Annotated in this window: 21 protein-coding genes; 12 read left to right on the top strand and 9 right to left on the bottom strand. The window is 36.4% G+C overall.

The window, feature by feature from the left end; genetic code table 11:
* Nucleotides 1–23: 23 nt before the first annotated feature.
* From AC1DKZ_RS07205 to AC1DKZ_RS07175, 7 genes are all read right to left on the bottom strand, one after another.
* Nucleotides 24–1,418 (bottom strand): peptidase G2 autoproteolytic cleavage domain-containing protein, encoded by a 1,395-nt coding sequence (locus AC1DKZ_RS07205; RefSeq protein ID WP_404455932.1) that lies wholly within the window; start codon nucleotides 1,416–1,418, stop codon nucleotides 24–26.
* 223 nt (nucleotides 1,419–1,641) lie between these two features.
* Nucleotides 1,642–2,382: a bis(5'-nucleosyl)-tetraphosphatase PrpE gene (gene prpE, locus AC1DKZ_RS07200; protein ID WP_016093071.1), complete on the bottom strand. Its 741-nt coding sequence runs from the start codon at nucleotides 2,380–2,382 to the stop codon at nucleotides 1,642–1,644.
* Between the two features lie 79 nt (nucleotides 2,383–2,461).
* Nucleotides 2,462–3,622, bottom strand: a complete 1,161-nt coding sequence (locus AC1DKZ_RS07195; RefSeq protein ID WP_002030401.1) for an FtsW/RodA/SpoVE family cell cycle protein — start codon at nucleotides 3,620–3,622, stop codon at nucleotides 2,462–2,464.
* A gap of 130 nt (nucleotides 3,623–3,752) precedes the next feature.
* Nucleotides 3,753–4,679 carry a glycosyltransferase family 2 protein gene (locus AC1DKZ_RS07190; protein WP_002134977.1) on the bottom strand — a complete coding sequence of 309 codons (927 nt, stop codon included), beginning with the start codon at nucleotides 4,677–4,679 and terminating at the stop codon, nucleotides 3,753–3,755.
* 6 nt (nucleotides 4,680–4,685) lie between these two features.
* Complete coding sequence (locus AC1DKZ_RS07185) at nucleotides 4,686–5,444, bottom strand: class I SAM-dependent methyltransferase (RefSeq protein WP_476995866.1); 759 nt, start codon at nucleotides 5,442–5,444, stop codon at nucleotides 4,686–4,688.
* 224 nt (nucleotides 5,445–5,668) lie between these two features.
* Nucleotides 5,669–6,514 (bottom strand): TylF/MycF family methyltransferase, encoded by an 846-nt coding sequence (locus AC1DKZ_RS07180; RefSeq protein WP_427327235.1) that lies wholly within the window; start codon nucleotides 6,512–6,514, stop codon nucleotides 5,669–5,671.
* 122 nt (nucleotides 6,515–6,636) lie between these two features.
* A complete protein-coding gene (locus tag AC1DKZ_RS07175; RefSeq protein ID WP_476995865.1) occupies nucleotides 6,637–7,452 on the bottom strand; it encodes a BclA C-terminal domain-containing protein in 816 nt (271 codons plus the stop codon).
* 165 nt (nucleotides 7,453–7,617) lie between these two features.
* Between AC1DKZ_RS07175 and AC1DKZ_RS07170 the strand changes: the two genes are divergently transcribed.
* From AC1DKZ_RS07170 to AC1DKZ_RS07125, 10 genes are all read left to right on the top strand, one after another.
* On the top strand, nucleotides 7,618–8,715 hold the full coding sequence (locus AC1DKZ_RS07170) for a glycosyltransferase (protein WP_219301722.1): 1,098 nt from the start codon (nucleotides 7,618–7,620) through the stop codon (nucleotides 8,713–8,715).
* Nucleotides 8,716–8,870: 155 nt separating this feature from the next.
* Nucleotides 8,871–9,560, top strand: coding sequence for a class I SAM-dependent methyltransferase (locus AC1DKZ_RS07165; protein WP_219301723.1), 690 nt, complete (start codon nucleotides 8,871–8,873; stop codon nucleotides 9,558–9,560).
* Nucleotides 9,557–10,243, top strand: coding sequence for a glycosyltransferase family protein (locus AC1DKZ_RS07160; RefSeq protein ID WP_219301724.1), 687 nt, complete (start codon nucleotides 9,557–9,559; stop codon nucleotides 10,241–10,243). Before AC1DKZ_RS07165 ends, AC1DKZ_RS07160 begins: the two co-directional genes overlap by 4 nt.
* Before the next feature lie 11 nt (nucleotides 10,244–10,254).
* The gene (locus AC1DKZ_RS07155; protein WP_476995864.1) at nucleotides 10,255–10,935 is read left to right on the top strand and encodes a glycosyltransferase family protein; all 681 of its coding nucleotides are present in this window, start codon (nucleotides 10,255–10,257) and stop codon (nucleotides 10,933–10,935) included.
* Between the two features lie 14 nt (nucleotides 10,936–10,949).
* Nucleotides 10,950–11,687 carry a sugar phosphate nucleotidyltransferase gene (locus tag AC1DKZ_RS07150; RefSeq protein ID WP_476995863.1) on the top strand — a complete coding sequence of 246 codons (738 nt, stop codon included), beginning with the start codon at nucleotides 10,950–10,952 and terminating at the stop codon, nucleotides 11,685–11,687.
* A gap of 8 nt (nucleotides 11,688–11,695) precedes the next feature.
* Nucleotides 11,696–12,241 (top strand): dTDP-4-dehydrorhamnose 3,5-epimerase, encoded by a 546-nt coding sequence (gene rfbC / locus AC1DKZ_RS07145; RefSeq protein WP_016093063.1) that lies wholly within the window; start codon nucleotides 11,696–11,698, stop codon nucleotides 12,239–12,241.
* 15 nt (nucleotides 12,242–12,256) lie between these two features.
* A complete protein-coding gene (gene rfbB / locus AC1DKZ_RS07140) occupies nucleotides 12,257–13,228 on the top strand; it encodes a dTDP-glucose 4,6-dehydratase (protein ID WP_476995862.1) in 972 nt (323 codons plus the stop codon).
* An 11-nt stretch (nucleotides 13,229–13,239) separates the two neighbouring features.
* Nucleotides 13,240–14,094, top strand: a complete 855-nt coding sequence (rfbD, locus tag AC1DKZ_RS07135) for a dTDP-4-dehydrorhamnose reductase (protein WP_002134996.1) — start codon at nucleotides 13,240–13,242, stop codon at nucleotides 14,092–14,094.
* Between the two features lie 110 nt (nucleotides 14,095–14,204).
* Nucleotides 14,205–14,975, top strand: a complete 771-nt coding sequence (gene fabI / locus AC1DKZ_RS07130) for an enoyl-ACP reductase FabI (RefSeq protein ID WP_002011384.1) — start codon at nucleotides 14,205–14,207, stop codon at nucleotides 14,973–14,975.
* Between the two features lie 147 nt (nucleotides 14,976–15,122).
* The gene (locus AC1DKZ_RS07125; protein ID WP_195743243.1) at nucleotides 15,123–15,641 is read left to right on the top strand and encodes a CotO family spore coat protein; all 519 of its coding nucleotides are present in this window, start codon (nucleotides 15,123–15,125) and stop codon (nucleotides 15,639–15,641) included.
* 48 nt (nucleotides 15,642–15,689) lie between these two features.
* Here AC1DKZ_RS07125 and exsY read toward each other — a convergent pair whose 3' ends face one another.
* The gene (gene exsY / locus AC1DKZ_RS07120) at nucleotides 15,690–16,154 is read right to left on the bottom strand and encodes an exosporium assembly protein ExsY (protein WP_199674944.1); all 465 of its coding nucleotides are present in this window, start codon (nucleotides 16,152–16,154) and stop codon (nucleotides 15,690–15,692) included.
* Nucleotides 16,155–16,278: 124 nt separating this feature from the next.
* On the opposite strand from exsY, the gene AC1DKZ_RS07115 reads away from it, so the two are divergent.
* Both AC1DKZ_RS07115 and AC1DKZ_RS07110 read left to right on the top strand, forming a co-directional pair.
* Complete coding sequence (locus AC1DKZ_RS07115) at nucleotides 16,279–16,638, top strand: DUF1360 domain-containing protein (RefSeq protein ID WP_000899658.1); 360 nt, start codon at nucleotides 16,279–16,281, stop codon at nucleotides 16,636–16,638.
* Nucleotides 16,639–16,801: 163 nt separating this feature from the next.
* Nucleotides 16,802–16,987 (top strand): hypothetical protein, encoded by a 186-nt coding sequence (locus AC1DKZ_RS07110; RefSeq protein ID WP_002064286.1) that lies wholly within the window; start codon nucleotides 16,802–16,804, stop codon nucleotides 16,985–16,987.
* Nucleotides 16,988–17,063: 76 nt separating this feature from the next.
* On the opposite strand, the gene exsF is transcribed toward AC1DKZ_RS07110, so the two are convergent.
* Entirely contained in the window at nucleotides 17,064–17,567 is a 504-nt protein-coding gene (exsF, locus tag AC1DKZ_RS07105) for an exosporium protein ExsF (RefSeq protein WP_002011391.1), read from the bottom strand.
* Between the last annotated feature and the right edge of the window lie 48 nt (nucleotides 17,568–17,615).

The raw sequence follows: 17,615 nt of genomic DNA, 5'->3' as shown, positions 1-17,615 counted from the left end.
AAAAAGAATTTTGTTCCCTTTTTTTAGCGAAATAATATTAAAATTTGATTTTCACCAGTACGTTTTATAACGAAAAAGCCACTTTCAGCTTTTGTGGCAATGCCGTCATCATTTGGACGACAATATCCGTGTGTTTCGCAAGTGCCGTCATCACGTACTAACATTTGTCCAATTAATCCGACAGGAAGCCACTCAGTACGGTCTCTTCTTGATATATACTTACAAGCTGGATCCCATTCTGTATTTAAAAGGGGTTGTATTTCTTGTTTGTTAGTACGTGTATATTGACGTTTTCCGAAGCTGTCTGTTTCATAGCGTTTTTGCCAACTTAAAGCACCGCTATTTCCTATGAGAGCAGGAGTAGCGCTGGATATGCCTAATATGAATGTATCATTTGAAGTAGCTTTTCGAATTTTTTCTTCGCTACTAAATGTAATGAAATAGCCGATATCAATAGGGCTATGATCTGCTGCCTCAAACATTTGTGCAAAATCAGTACCACCTGCATTGTAAGAAGCACCATCGATATACATTTCTCCGTTATGGGCAAGCCATTTGGCACCTATATTATAATCAGTGTCATTTGTCCCATTTGCGATAAACCAGGAATAAGCTTCTTCTGCTGTACCAAATTTCCCCATAATATGGCTGCCTGCAAAATTAGCTGTTGATGTATGATTTCCTTCCGCATGAGATGAGAATCCGTTAGCGATAGTTGCGGTTCCTTCTGCATGTGCTGCTTCTCCCAAAGCAATTGCATGTTTTCCTTCTGCATGAGAATAAGAGCCGCCTGCTGTCGTTTCACTTCCTTCGCTATGCGAACTATGTCCAGTTGCCTTTGTTTTTGTCCCTTCTGCATGAGAAAAGGGACCCGTTGCATGTGTAAGAAGCCCTTCTGCATGTGAAGCGATTCCATCAGCTTTAGAGTGAAGTCCTTCTTTATATGCGTGACGAGCTCCTTTGTTATTTTCTTTTTTTATAGGTGTAGGTACAGGAGCCTGAATAGGGGCGGATCCTTCTATTTGTACATCGTTGCCCGAGATTAATGCTTCTTTTATTTTTTTTACTTGATTTATAATAGTAGCTGGAATTTCTGGTTGTACTTTTTCCTTTATTGCTGCAGGAATGTTTTCTTCTATATTTTCTTGTATCTTTTCCGAATTAAGCACAGGTTCATCATTATTAGAAGCGAGCTTCTTTTTTTGTTTTGCTTTTATTTTCCTGCTATCTATAATTCGCCTCATAACAGCATTTTCTAAAGAGATATATTTTTCTCTCGGTTTGCTTTTTTTTGATGACTCTTGTTCTTCTATTTCTTCTATAGCTGCAGCTCGAATACTGCACCAGTTGTTAATTCCATACATGGGATGGTATAAAGGGTGGAATTTTCTTTTTTGTTTAGAAGATTTTTTCTTCATTCCGTCACCTCCTGCGACAGTATATGCCGTGCAATTAAAAAAAGATGCACTTTATTGCATCTTTTTTTAATTGCTTTATCTAGTTTTAGTGTGGAATATGTCTAGAAAACACCATGATCCTCTGCAAATTGTGAATTGTATTAAGTAGAGGTATTTATCCCGATTGGTGCGGGCTCATAATCAGTGGGGGATGAACAGAACCCCCACTGATTAAAGTTTCACTTTATGAAATTGGGCGGAACTTTTCAGGGACAAAAGGTAGGGAAGAAGGGACAGAAACGGTCTCCAACTCAGGGTAACGTAGTCCAGTTAGTTTACCACCAAATACAGCACCAGTATCAATATTGACTGTATGATTCACAAAGCGAGGTTCATTGACAGGTGTATGTCCATAAACAATCCATGTTTCACCCTTATACTCTTTCGCCCAATCTCGGCGGACAGGTGAGCCATCAGGGTGTTTTTCGCCTGTAATATCACCATATAGTACAAAGGTTTGTACTTTTTTATCTTGTCTTCCTATGTAATCTTGCCGAATACCAGCGTGACAGACGGTTAATTTTTTTTCATCCAGTATGTGATATAGCGGTGATTGTTCGTAAAGAGTAATGAATTTTTCTTTTATTATTTGTTGCTTATTAGAAGGCAATGCTTCATATTCTGCAACAGTTGTTTCGAGCCCATGAGCGATTGTAACATTACGTCCAAGGAAGAAACGATACAGTTTATTACAGTGATTCCCTGGAGCATAATAAGCATCTTTTCTATTTATTACGAGCTCCCATACAATTTCAATCATCCGTAATGAATGAGGACCTCGGTCTGTAATATCACCAACGAATGCAAGCCTTCGTTTTGCGTTATGAATTGGGATACCACTATCCCAGCTATACCCGAGTTTCGTTGTTAAATCTTGAAACTCTTGGAAGCATCCGTGAATATCACCTATAATGTCATATTTCATATTTAAACCTCCAGCTCATTTTTTCATTAGTATATCTAAAATGGACATAGAAAAAAACCATACCGTTTTTCGATATGGTTCATTTAAACATAAAGATTTTAGTTCTTGAGCGTACGTTTAAAATAAATCCAATAGCAACCATATATGTGAGCAGTGAACTCCCGCCGTAGCTCATAAGCGGTAACGTTATTCCTGTAATAGGGAGTAAACCAATTGTCATCCCAATATTTTGGAATACTTGGAACGTAAACATTCCAATTGTACCAGCACAAATATAACTACCGAAAGGTTCATTGCTTTCTAAAGCGATATGGATCATTCGGTAAATGAGTAAGAAAAAAAATGAAATAATAACACTTGCTCCTAAAAAACCGAATTGTTCAGCGATATTTGTAAAAATAAAATCTGTATGTGGCTCTGGAAAATATACTTGTCTATTTTCCCATCCTTTTCCTTGCATCTCTCCTGATCCAGTAGCTAAAAATGCTTGTCTTAATTGGTATCCTTGTGCGTCATATTCATAAGGTGCAAGCCAACCATAGAAGCGATTTAATTGATATTCTTTTAGAATGTGCTCTTTAAAGAACTCTGTATGCGTGAAATAAATATATGTTAAGGTAGAGCCTATGGCGAAAATACCGGAGGTTAATCCGAGGATAAAGCGCCAACGTATACCAGAAACTAAAACCATTGTTGCAAGCATCGCTGAAATGACCATTGTGTTTCCTAAATCAGGTTCTTTTGCGATTAGAAGTAGTGGAGGTAAACTAGCTGCAAATATTTTTAAAAGTAAAATGAAATCTTCACGAGTTGTCCGAAAAAGGTATTTTTCATTATGATTCGCTATAATTCGTCCAACGACGATAATCAAAAATAATTTCATAATTTCAGAAGGCTGAAAGTTTCCGATGCCTGGAAGTCTGTACCACGCGGTAGCCCCTTTAATTGTAACGGCGCCAGGAACTTGAAGTTCTAGGCCAATTAGAAGTATGAGTGCAAAGCTATATAAATACCAAGCAATTTGTTTATAGCGATCGAAATCAATAACCATAATAACACCAATGGCGATAAATCCAATGGCATACCATTGGATTTGTTTTAATACAAAATTTACGTTTTGTAAAAATGGTGGTAAAGAAGCTTGTGCACTTGCGATAGCAAAGCAGCTAACAATCCCAATGGCAAATAAAATGAATATTAATATGTAGTCTATTTGATATTGAGTGTTCGGATCTTTCACTGTATGAATTCCTTTCTACTGCTCTCTATATTAGTGGGTTTTAGTTGGTGCATCACATAGTTTAAAAAGAATGTATGAACTATACGCATTATTCACGTAAAGCTCACACATTTTATTTTCGCAGAATAGACTAATGATGTAGCTCTTTTATAATTATGTCCAAACAATGGGAAAGACGTACATGTGTATCTGGAATGAGGTTTGGTAGCTGGCTATAATATTCTAAGGAATTTTTACACCATTTATAAGCGCTAATTAGACCTAGTCTATAATCTGTATTATCTTGTAAAAATCCGTATTCTTTTGAAGTTATAACGAGGTGCGTAAAATCCTCAGATCCTTCAAGGAGCTTGCTGTGTATTTGTTGCCCAGTATGGTAGCGAAATTGGCTTAAAGGTTCGGATATGTATACTGCGTTTCCTTTAGAAAGTAAGGAAATCCATGATGCCATATCGACACTACAAGAATAGTGCCTTCCTTTTAGCGTGCCGAAAGGTTCAGTGAGTAACTGTTTTCTAAACAGAATAGTTGTAGGCTCACCGATAATGTTATGTCCACCTTTTAACATCCAGTCGCCTAAAAATATTCCGTTTAATTGAATGTCTTCGCTATATAATCTTTGTGTTGGATGAGCATCTCCAATTAAATTCCCGTGATCATCAATACGTACTCGATAAGAAGTTATAAGAGCGAGATTTTTATTTGTGTCTTGCTCAAAATAAGCCATCATTTTTTGTATTTTATGATTATAAAACACATCATCGTCCATTAAAAAATTTATATACTCCCCATTAGATTTCTCTAAGAGCATAAGATCGTTATGAAATTGTCCTAAAGTAGTGGTATTTCGAATGTATGTTATGTTTTTATAATTAGGTAAATACTGTTCATTTATTAAGATTTCTGTTTCATCATTTGTACTATCGTCTCCTATAATAATTTCAATGTTTGGATAAGTTTGTGCTAATGCACTTTCTAGAGCGATTTTGAAATAATGTGGTCGATTATAAGTGGGAATAAGGATGGAAACGAGAGGTGGCTTTTTTTCATTATTCATACGAAACTACCTTTCAGAAGCTTTTTTTGTAAGAACGATATCTTGATAACTTGTATACTCATTTCTGCCGCACCATAAACCATAATGCGGTTTATTAATTACCTCTAAGCCATATTTATTTAATAAGATGCGGATATCTTCTTCAGGATAGGCAACTGCAAAATTAGGAATATCTTTATTCACAACATAACAATTTTCAATTTGATGATAAAAACCTAATGTACTTAGCCCTGAATTTAAGTAATAGGATGATTCAGGGTTAATGAGAAAGAAGGTAATAAAACATCTCCCATCTTTTTTTAGAACACGTACAATCTCAGATACGTAATGTTCTAATTCTTTCGGAAGGAGATGGGTAAATACAGAAGTTAAAAAAACAAAATCGAATGAATCGTCTTCATATGGAAATTTGTATTGAGAAGCATCTTCTTTTCCTTCTGGGTTGTAGAATTGATTATATATATCAACGTGTTCAAAATGAAAATTGCTACGGGCAGCTGAAATATTATTTTTGCACCATGTAATGCCATCTTTAAATAAATCAAATCCATAATAAGCTCCATCATCACCTAAGTAATTCATTAATGGAACCGCCATTCGACCGACACCACAACCTACATCTAACACTGTTTCATTGGATTTTAAAATACCAATTTGAATAAAATGCTTTATGAATTCTTTTCCAACCTTTTGAAAGTCGCCACCTACATATTGGACGAGTTCGGGAGGTGGGATTAATGCGATTTTTTTTTCAAGCTCGCTCATAATTTCACTCCTTCCTTGTAGTAAATAGGGAACCAACATTTTTAATATGCAGCTAACATTTTATAGTGGGAGGGGAAACGATATTAGAACTGTTGTGATATGTAAAAAGCTCCCTAGAACAACTGGAAATAGTAATGGGAGCTTTTGTTTTTATTTATCATGCTATTGGCGAAGGCTAATAATTAGTGTGAGATGGAGAAACCCTAACTGAATAAAGTTTCGCCCTATTCTTTTCGCCAATAAACCCCGAATACATCAATTTTAGTAATAGGAGCTTTTAAGTTTCTTTGATTTCTAAAGTCTGTCACAGCCTCAGCACATGGTGGTAGCCCATAGTCATCGATAATTATATAGCCGCCCTTAGAAACTTTATCGTATAAGTTTACGAGACCATCCATCGTTGATTCATACATATCACCGTCAAGGCGAGCAATCGCAATTTTTTCTATCGGTGCTGACGGTAAAGTATCTTTAAACCAACCTTTTAAAAACTTTACCTGGTCATTTAATAAATCGTATTTTCTAAAGTTTTCTTGTACTTGTTCTAAAGAAACACGTAAATAATCAAAGCTGTGTAAGTAATCGTCGAAATCTCTCGGGTATTGTTCTATATTTGGTGTTGGGAGGCCCTCAAATGAATCGGCAACCCATACATTGCGATCAGTAATGTTGTTTGCTTGTAAAAAACCATTCATAAAAATGCACGATCCCCCGCGCCACACACCTGTTTCAATAAAATCACCTTCTATATTTTCACGGACAACTGTTTCTAATGCTTCATGTAATTGATTCATGCGTTCCCGGCCAATCATACTGTGTGCTGCTCTTGGCCAATCCATTCCATCTTGACGTTCACTTTTTGAAACGTTAGGTTTAACAATTTTTAAATTATGATTTTCTGCATATTGTTTAATAAATAAAGGGAGTGGAACTGTAACTGGTTCATAGGGAAGTTCCTTAGATATGTGTAACGAAGCGGGTAAATATGGCTCATACTCTAGCCATATTTCAAACAAAATTGTTTTCTTTAACAACTCGAGATAAAGCTGGACAGCAGATTTGTTTTCCATATAGGTGCCTCCTGCGAAATGTCATACAACAATATGATTATGTAGACAGTGAAAGCTTCATGATTGAATTCATAATTGAAAAAGCAGTAAAACTAATATCAGTTTTACTGCTAAGGAAAAAATTAAGCGATTTTTTCAATGATAATTGATGCACTCGTACCAAGAGCTAACGATAATCCAAGCCCTGTAACAACCGCTTCAACCATTGATGGAGTTATTGTAATTTGTGTAATTGCTTGGATAACGATAGGTGCTCCAAGTGAGATTAAACTTGTTCCAGATCCAGGAATATTAACACCATTCACTTGAATTGAAAGGCCACCTAATACACTTACTAATGCAGTATATGCGATAACAGTAATCTTATAGAATCCAGTTTCACTTATGATGAAAGTATCAGCATCTAATTGAGAAATTGCTGTACCAAACTGAGATCCAACAGTGTTAAATGGTACTGGGTCATTAAATCCAAGAGATATGCTAATTGCAGCAGAGTTAAATGCGTACAATCCTGCCGGAAGTCCTAATCCAGATGGTCCAGTCGGCCCGGTTGGTCCAGTAGCACCAGTCGGCCCAGTAGCACCAGTGGATCCAGTAGCACCAGTCGGCCCAGTAGCACCAGCTGATCCAGTGGCACCAGTCGGCCCAGTGGCACCACCTGTACCACCTGTACCAGCTGGCCCAGTCGGTCCAGTCGGCCCAGTCGGTCCAGTCGGCCCAGTGGCACCACCTGTACCACCTGTACCAGCTGGCCCAGTCGGTCCGGTCGGTCCAGTCGGCCCAGTGGCACCACCTGTACCAGTCGGTCCGGTCGGCCCGGTAGGAAGGGTAAACGGCGGTATTGGCGGTAAAGTCGGTCCTACAAGATTAGGATCAAATGCACTAGCTGATAAGGATTCATCGGGATTTAAGCCATCTGAATAATTATTATTTGACATAAATTCACCTCCATAAAGCTTTCATTATATAGTAGATGCAAAACCGTAAGAAAATGACACGGACATTTGAATTATTGAAAAGAAATCTTAAATAGCTTGAACAAGTTAAAAAAATGGAAAGTTTATTGTATGTATAACATATGATTGAGTTGGAAGAGGGTGATTATGTTGAACAAGCAAGGAATTACAATTAGTCTATGTATGATTGTTCGAGATGAGGAAAATACAATAGATCGATGTTTGGACGCGGTAGAAAAAATTGTTGATGAAATTATTGTAGTTGATACAGGATCCACTGATCGAACGAAGGAAATTGTAGCAAAATACACTTCTAACATACACGATTTTCCGTGGGTTGATGATTTTGCGGCAGCTAGAAATTTTGCTTTTTCAAAAGCAACGCAAGAATATATATTATGGCTAGATGCGGATGATGTTTTATTAGAGGATGCTCAAGAATTACTGAAAACATTAAAACGAGAGTTAGATGGTAAAGTTGACGCTGTTTCTATGCCTTATTATCTTGTAATGGATTCTAATGGGAAACCTTTATATTGCACAAGAAGATATCGACTTGTAAAGCGTGAAAAACAATTTCAATGGTTTGGAAAGGTACATGAGTATTTAGCTGTTTCTGGTGAGATTTACAATAGTAATGTCGCTATTACACATAAAAAGGAAAAAGAAGTAACGAATCGTAATTTAAAAATTTTTCAAAATGCTGTAGCAGCTGGAGAAGAATTAAGCCCGAGAGATTTATTTTATTACGGTAATGAATCTATGGATAATCAAAAATATGACGATGCGATTCTTCTGTATGAAACATTTCTTAATCAAGAGGAAGGCTGGCATGAAGAGAAAATTTATGCATGTGGTAAGTTAGGGGATTGTTATGCGAAGTTAGGAGACTGGGAGAAGGCAGTTGAATCTTGTACGAAGTCGTTTCGTTATGGTATTCCTAGAGGAGAGAATTGTACAAGAATAGGATATGTATATATGGAACAACAAAAGTATAATGAAGCGATATTTTGGTTTAAGCTAGCAACTGAAGTGCCGCTAGCAGAGGATAGTCCTTTTCACAGTCCGGCTAGTTATACGTGGATTCCATATTTGCAAATGTGTATTTGTTATAGCAGATTAGGAGATCAAGATAAAGCTTATTATTATAATGAATTAGCAGCTTCTTATGTTCCGAATAATGCTGCGATTGAATATAACCGTAAATATTTTAGAGGCGTCTATGATAAACAATATAAAATGTGATTTGTTCTATTTTTAGGAAATGACTTGTCGCTATTCTAACGATAGTAGATTGGCTATATATTAGAGTATCGGTAATGCAACCAATAGAGATGGCATCCTTTGTAGAATGTATTTTATTTATATTTCAAATTCAATTTGCATAAGGAGTGTGTGAAATGAATCGGGAGAAAAGTTCTTTATACGAAGAAAAAGCTGAACATTATTATAATGCGATAAATCCTAATTTATTAAAGCATATAAAAAAGGAATGGCAAGAAGTTCTTGATATTGGCTGCTCGAGCGGTGCATTAGGAGCTGCTATAAAAGAAAATGGAGCACGTGTATCAGGAATTGAGGCGTTCCCAGAGGCTGCCGAAAAAGCGAAAGAAAAACTAGATCATGTTATCTTAGGTGATATAGAAACAATGGATCTTCCTTATGAGAAGGAACAATTTGATTGTGTCATATTCGGGGATGTATTAGAGCATTTATTTGATCCGTGGGCTGTCATAGAAAAAGTAAAACCTTATATTAAACAAAATGGAGTTATTTTAGCTAGCATACCGAACGTTGCTCACATTTCAGTGTTAGCTCCTTTATTAGCTGGAAATTGGACGTATACAGAATATGGTTTGTTAGATAAAACACATATTCGTTTCTTTACATTTAATGAAATGCTAAGAATGTTTTTAAAAGCAGGATATTCTATTAGTAAAGTAGATCGTGTATATGTTGATCATAAAATATATGAGCCACTTATTGAAGAGTTATATGGAATTTGTAAAAAGTATCGTCTTGGAAGTGGCTTCATGGCTGAGACAGTTGTATTTCAATATATTATTGAAGCAGAAAAATCACAACTATGAATAATCCTGATAGAACGATTTTGATGGTGACATGTGTAAATGATTCGAAATTGTATGCACAATGCGTGAGACATATATTGAAATTGGCAGTACCTCCAGGATATAGTGTACAATTCATGCCGATTCGCGGTGCAAAAAGTATGACGAGCGGATACAATCAAGCACTTTCGAATCCAGCGAAATATAAAGTGTATTTACACCAAGATGTTTTTATTGTAAATGGGGCTTTTTTATTTGGATTAATTCAATTATTTACGGAACACGAGCATCTTGGGATGATTGGGATGGTTGGAGCCCAGTATGTTCCCCCGCACGGTGTATGGAACGAAGGAAGAGGGATAGTTGGGAAAGTAATTGGTTACATGAACGAGTTATTTTATATGGCTAGTTTAGAGCAACCATTTCATGAATCAAAAACGTTTATTCCTGTGGAATGTATTGACGGTTTATTGATGGCGACACAATATGATATTCCGTGGCGAGAGGACTTATTTGATGGGTTTGATTTTTATGATGTATCCCAATCTTTTGAATTTAAAAAAGCTGGGTATACAGTCGGTGTCCCTGTGCAGCGTGATGCTTGGTGTATTCATTATCATTTTGATGTGAATATGACGAACTATGAAAAGTATAGAAAAGTATTTGTAGAGAACTATATGTCAGATGTGAATAAGGAAGAATAGAGGGCTAGAAAATGAAAGATCATACAATATTAGTCGTTGTTTGTGTAAATAATGAAGAGCTTTTCGAGCAATGTGAGAGACAAATAAGAAACATTTTTGTTCCCCCTGGCTATGTAGTGCAAATTTTTCCGATACGAGATGCGAAAAGTATGGCAAGTGCGTACAATCGAGCACTTTCATATCCGGTGAAATATAAAGTATATATACATCAAGATACTTACCTTATTAATCGTGATATGTTTCATACACTTATTTCTCTTTTTAAAGAAAATGAAAAGCTTGGTTTAATTGGAGTAGCTGGTGCTCAGTTTTTACCGAGTAACGGGATATGGTGGGAAGGGAAAAATTTAGTAGGGAAAGTGATTGAATACAGAAGACAGAATTATCAATTATTAAATTTGGATCAGGGGTTTTATGGAAATCAATCTTTTATGTCAATGCAAGCAATCGATGGTTTATTCATGGCAACGCAGTATGATATTCCGTGGCGAGAGGATTTGTTTCAAGGATTCCATTTCTATGATGTGTCACAGTCTTTAGAATTTCAAAAGGCTGGATATTTAATTGGTATCCCTAATCAAGCAAATCTATGGTGTATTCATTACAACGGAGATGAGTTTGATGCGGATACATATGAGAAATACCGGGAAATTTTTGTGGAACATTATAAAGATGTGCTATCTCCATCATAAGGGAGAGATGAAGGATGAAAGGGATTATTTTAGCAGGCGGGACAGGGTCGAGATTGTATCCAATAACGAAAGTAACAAATAAACATTTACTTCCCGTTGGGCGGTATCCGATGATTTATCATGCGGTATATAAGCTGAAGCGATGTGAAATTACAGATATTATGATTATTACCGGTAAAGAGCATATGGGAGATGTTGTGAGCTTCCTAGGAAGTGGTCAAGAATTTGGTGTGTCCTTTACGTATCGTGTGCAAGACAAGGCGGGCGGGATTGCGCAGGCGCTAGGACTTTGTGAAGATTTCGTAGGAAATGATCGGATGGTAGTTATATTAGGAGATAATATCTTTTCAGATGATATTCGCCCGTATGTTAAAGAGTTTGCAAGTCAAAAAGAAGGGGCTAAAGTGCTACTTCAATCTGTAGAAGATCCCGAGCGATTTGGTGTAGCGCATATTCAAGGCGGAAAAATAATTGAAATTGAAGAAAAGCCGAATGAGCCGAAAAGTTCTTATGCTGTTACGGGAATTTATTTGTATGATTCGAAAGTCTTTTCTTATATAAAAGAATTAAAACCTTCCGCAAGAGGGGAACTTGAAATTACAGATATAAATAATTGGTATTTAAAACGAGGAGTACTTACTTATAATGAAATGAGCGGCTGGTGGACTGATGCGGGAACGCATGCTTCTCTTCAAAGAGCGAATACGTTAGCGCGGGATATAAACTTTGGGAAACAGTTTAATGGAGAATAGGTGAAAATATGAAAGTTGTAGAAACAAATTTTACCAATGCGAAATTGTTAGAACCGAGATTGTTTGAAGACGAGCGAGGTTTTTTTACTGAAAGTTATAATAAGAAGATGCTAGAAACGTTAGGAATTACGCATTCATTTGTGCAAGATAACGTATCTTATTCAGCGCATTCGGGGACGATTCGAGGGCTACACTTTCAAAAAAATCCGAAAGCACAAACGAAACTCATTCAAGTTATGCAAGGTGCAATATATGATGTTATCGTTGATTTGCGAAAAGATTCACCTACATTTAAAAAGTGGAGAGGTTATATTTTAAGCGCAGATAATCATAGGCAATTATTAGTGCCGAAAGGATTTGCTCATGGTTTTTGTACAATTGTACCTCATACAATTGTTATGTATAAAGTAGATGAGTATTATAGTGCTGATCACGATTCCGGTTTGCTTTGGGAAGATAAAGAATTATCAATTCCATGGCCGGTAACAAATCCTATCTTGTCCGATAAGGATCGAATATTACCATTACTTCAGGAATATGAAGATAGTTTTTAAGTAGGAGAGTTGTTTATGAAAATATTAGTTACAGGTGGAGCTGGATTTATTGGAAGTAATTTCATTCACTATATGTTAAAAAACTATGAAACATATAAAATCATTAATTACGATGCATTAACATATAGCGGGAATTTAAATAATGTAAAGTCTATTCAAGAAAATCCTAACTACTCATTTGTAAAAGGGAAAATCCAAAATGGAGAGCTGCTGGAACATGTTGTTAAGGAACGTGACGTGCAAGTAATTGTAAATTTCGCAGCTGAATCACATGTGGATCGTAGTATTGAAAACCCAATTCCTTTTTATGATACGAATGTAATAGGTACAGTCACGCTGTTGGAGTTAGTGAAAAAATATTCACATATTAAACTCGTGCAAGTATCAACAGATGAAGTATACGGTTCTTTAGGGAAAACCGGGAAATTTATAGAGGAAACCCCGCTAGCTCCTAATAGTCCATATTCTTCAAGTAAAGCGAGTAGCGACATGATAGCCTTATCTTATTATGAAACGTATCAATTACCAGTTATTATAACGCGTTGTTCTAATAACTACGGACCGTACCAATATCCTGAGAAATTAATTCCGTTAATGGTTACGAATGCGCTTGAAGGAAAGAAACTACCATTATATGGTGATGGATTGAATGTAAGGGATTGGCTGCATGTAACGGATCATTGTAGTGCAATTGACACCGTTTTGCATAAGGGATGTGTAGGAGAGGTGTATAATATCGGCGGAAATAACGAAAAAACAAATGTAGATGTTGTGGAACAAATTATAAAACTTTTAGGGAAAACGAAAACAGATATTGAATTTGTAACAGACCGTTTAGGTCACGACCGTCGTTATGCGATTGATGCACAAAAAATGAAGAATGAGTTTGAATGGGAACCGAAGTATACGTTCGAACAAGGATTAAAAGAAACGGTGGAATGGTATAAAAACAATGTGGACTGGTGGAAACCATTAAAAGAAAAGTAAGGGGCATGTAGATGAAAGAACGGATTATCATAACGGGAGCGAACGGTCAGCTAGGGAAGCAACTACAAGAAGAGTTGAATTCTGAGGAATATGACATATATCCATTTGATAAAAAGTTATTAGATGTAACAAATATATCCCGAATTAAGCAAGTGGTACAAGAAATAAAGCCACATACAATTGTTCATTGTGCAGCGTATACGAAGGTAGATGGTGCTGAGAAAGAACAGGATCTTGCTTACTTAATAAATGCGATTGGAGCTCGAAATATAGCGGTTGCTTCACAATTAGTAGGGGCTAAGTTAGTGTATGTCAGTACCGATTATGTATTTCCAGGTGACAAACCGGATGGCTATCATGAATTTCATAATCCAGCACCGATAAATATATATGGAGCTTCTAAATTTGCAGGAGAGCAGTTCGTAAAAGAGTTACATAATAAATATTTTATAGTTCGTACATCGTGGTTGTATGGTAAGTATGGAAATAATTTTGTGAAAACGATGCTACGATTAGGAAAAGAGAGAGAAAACATATCTGTTGTAGCGGATCAAATTGGCTCTCCTACGTACGTGGCAGATTTAAATATGATGATTAATAAGCTCATTCACACTTCTTTATACGGTACGTATCACGTATCCAATAGAGGATCATGTTCTTGGTTTGAATTTGCCCAAAAAATATTTTCGTATGCAAATATGAAAGTGAATGTATTACCTGTTTCAACTGAAGAATTCGGATCGGCGGCTGCGAGACCAAAATATTCTATCTTTCAACATAACATGCTACGATTAAATGGTTTTTTACAAATGCCTACTTGGGAAGAAGGATTAGAAAGGTTTTTTATAGAAACAAAAAGTCATTAACAAAAATTTATGTTAGTGACTTTTTTGTTTGCCTTTAAGAGGTTTTATGGTACTATAATTATAGTATCAGGTACTAATAACAAGTATAAGTATTTCTGGGAGGATATATCATGGAACTATTACAAGGGAAAACATTTGTTGTTATGGGCGTTGCGAACCAAAGAAGTATTGCATGGGGAATTGCTCGCTCTTTGCATAATGCAGGTGCAAAATTAATATTCACATATGCAGGAGAGCGTTTAGAAAGAAACGTTCGTGAACTAGCGGAAACATTAGAAGGACAAGAATCACTTGTATTACCTTGTGATGTAACGAATGATGAGGAACTTACAGCTTGCTTTGAAACTATTAAGCAAGAAGTTGGTACAATTCACGGTGTTGCACACTGTATTGCTTTTGCAAATCGTGATGATTTAAAAGGCGAATTTGTAGATACTTCTCGCGATGGATTTTTACTTGCACAAAATATTAGTGCATTCTCTTTAACAGCTGTAGCAAGAGAAGCGAAGAAAGTGATGACAGAAGGCGGAAATATTTTAACTTTAACATACCTTGGCGGCGAGCGCGTTGTGAAAAACTATAACGTTATGGGTGTTGCGAAAGCTTCATTAGAAGCTAGCGTGAAATATTTAGCGAACGATTTAGGACAACATGGCATTCGCGTTAATGCTATTTCTGCAGGACCAATTCGTACGTTATCTGCGAAAGGTGTAGGCGACTTTAACTCAATCTTAAAAGAAATTGAGGAGCGCGCACCACTTCGTCGTGCGACGACTCCAGAAGAAGTTGGAGATACAGCAGTATTCTTATTCAGTGATTTAGCACGCGGAGTAACAGGTGAAAACATTCATGTTGATTCAGGATATCATATTTTAGGATAAATATAATAGGAATTAAAGTTTAAAAAGGACAGTCTCTAAACGTTGAGACTGTCCTTTTTAATTGTTCCCAGAAAGAACGATTTTTAACGAAAGTTCTAGCCACGTTATGAATATAACTATAATAGTACACGATTTATCCAGCTACGTATGGAAGTGGGAGGGACGAGTGTGAAGAATAAAAATAAAAGTTCAACAGTTGGAAAACCGTTGTTATATATTGCACAAGTAAATTTAGAACTCGCTGCACCGAAAATAAAAAGAATTATTTTAACGAATTTTGAAGATGAGGATCAAAAAGAGCAAAGTAATAGAAATGAAAGTATTGTAAGTAGTGCTGTGGAAGAAGTGGTAGAACAAGAGAAACAAGAACCACGAGAGGAGCCTCAAGTGGAGGTGGAAGAAAAAGTAGAGGAAGAGCAAGTGAGAACGGTCCCTTACAATAAATCCTTTAAGGATATGAATAATGAAGAAAAAATTCATTTTTTATTAAATCGTCCTCATTACATTCCGAAAGTAAGATGTAGGATAAGAACGACTACCGTCTCATATATAGGATCGATTATATCTTATCGTAATGGCATTGTATCCATTATGCCACCAAATAGTATGAGAGATGTTCGGTTATCTATAGAAGACATCAAAACGATTGATATGGCCGGTTTTTAAATATGTAAAGGTGGTAGAAAGCTTCTACCACCCCAATAGTTTTTTAGTTTACTTAACTATAGAAACGTCGCGTAAGCACTGAATAGCACAGAAGCAGCTTAAATCAACAGTAATGCAAGTAGATGTCGAGATTAATCTTGCATTTGGTACAGCTAAAAACGTACAAATTGGATCGTCGCCAGGTGGTACAGGAGAACCATCACCTAATACTACAGTTAACACACGTAGGACAGCACAGCTATCGTCATCTACGCTTTCTACACGGAAAATTGGAGATTGGCAGCTAGTAAGGCTTGAAGATGGTGCAAATGCTTCAAATGGCGTTCCAGCTTTTGTGTATAAAATAAAAGGGCGTGTATTTGCTACTGCTGCAGTATTGTGTGCTCCTAAAAATGGAATTTCACAACCAGAACCACATGTTGAACTAGAGCAATCTTGTAATTCATTGATGAATTTTACGACGTCAACTACGCAGTGAGAAGAGCTATGGTGTTTATTTTCGTTACAACTCATTAATGTCACTCCTTATCTTCTTGTTTGTATTTACATTAATAAGATATTGGAGTGGGGGAGATTTGGTCACAATCTTAAGACCTTTTTTTTTAAATAGGCTAAAGAGGATAGGGAAGGTGGAATTATGTTATTTACAAGCTGGCTTTTATTTTTTATTTTTGCGCTAGCTGCATTTAGGTTAACTCGTCTTATTGTTTATGATAAAATTACAGCTTTTTTGCGAAGACCGTTTATTGATGAGTTAGAGATTACAGAGCCTGATGGAAGTGTATCGACTTTTACAAAGGTGAAAGGGAAAGGATTAAGAAAGTGGATTGGAGAATTATTAAGCTGCTATTGGTGTACAGGTGTGTGGGTTAGTGCTTTTTTATTAGTTTTATATAAATGGATTCCTATTGTTGCAGAGCCTGTACTAGCATTATTAGCCATTGCAGGTGCAGCAGCGATCATTGAAACAATTACAGGATATTTTATGGGAGAATAATAAAGTGAAACTTTAATCAGTGGGGGCATTGCCCGCTTGTTATTAGCCCGCACCAATCGTGATAAATCTTCATGATGTTAGAAAAAGCGGAGTTTAAGAGGATGCGGGAACGGAAATAAGGAGTTGTTCATATAGTAAATAGACAGAATTGACAGTAGAGGAGATGTTTGCTGTGAGCAATAATCCAAGGCAAAATTCATATGATCTACAGCAGTGGTATAACATACAGCAACAGCAACAAGCACACCAACAGGCATATCAAGAACAGTTACAGCAACAAGGGTTTGTGAAAAAAAAGGGGTGCAACTGTGGGAAAAAGAAAAATAAAATAAAACAATATGAAGAATGAAACACTCATGTTACTGTGAGTGTTTTTTATTGTAAAAATAAAAAGCGGTATTTCAATTAAGAAATACCGCTTTTTACTAGCTAATTTGTGCAACTGTTAATGCTGCAGCACGAATGTCTACAGTTCCAAGCAGTTCAACTGGTACAATTTGAATTAAGTCACCAGGGTTTAAGTTAATAAGAATAACACCACTGGATACGTCTACTTCACCAGTACCAATAACGTTAGAGCGAACCGCTGTACCTGATCCAGGAATAATGTTAGCTGGTGTACCTAATGATAAGAAGAAACGACCAGCTTCTGGTGCAGTAGGAACGTTATCAAGACTGATCGTTAATGTATAACTGATTTGATAAATACCAGCTACTTGAATTCGAATACCGTCTCCGACACTTACTGTATTATTTATTACAGGAACAGTAATATTTGGGTTTGGACTTACGCTAGGTAATAGTAATGGTGTGAATAGTGAAGCGAACTGAGGTGCAGAAGCGTTGAAAGCAAAACCGAAGGCAGGTAGTGTACTAGCTGGTTTCGCCTCACAATCAATGTTATTAAATTCGCAATCAGAAGAGAACATGTTTTTCACTCCTTTATCTGTTTCTACTTTTAGTTAATGAAAAGGACA

This window comes from Bacillus sp. 05T21, assembly GCF_056396785.1.
The sequence above is the reverse complement of the archived record's forward strand: the minus strand, read 5'-3'. Positions and strand labels throughout refer to the sequence as shown.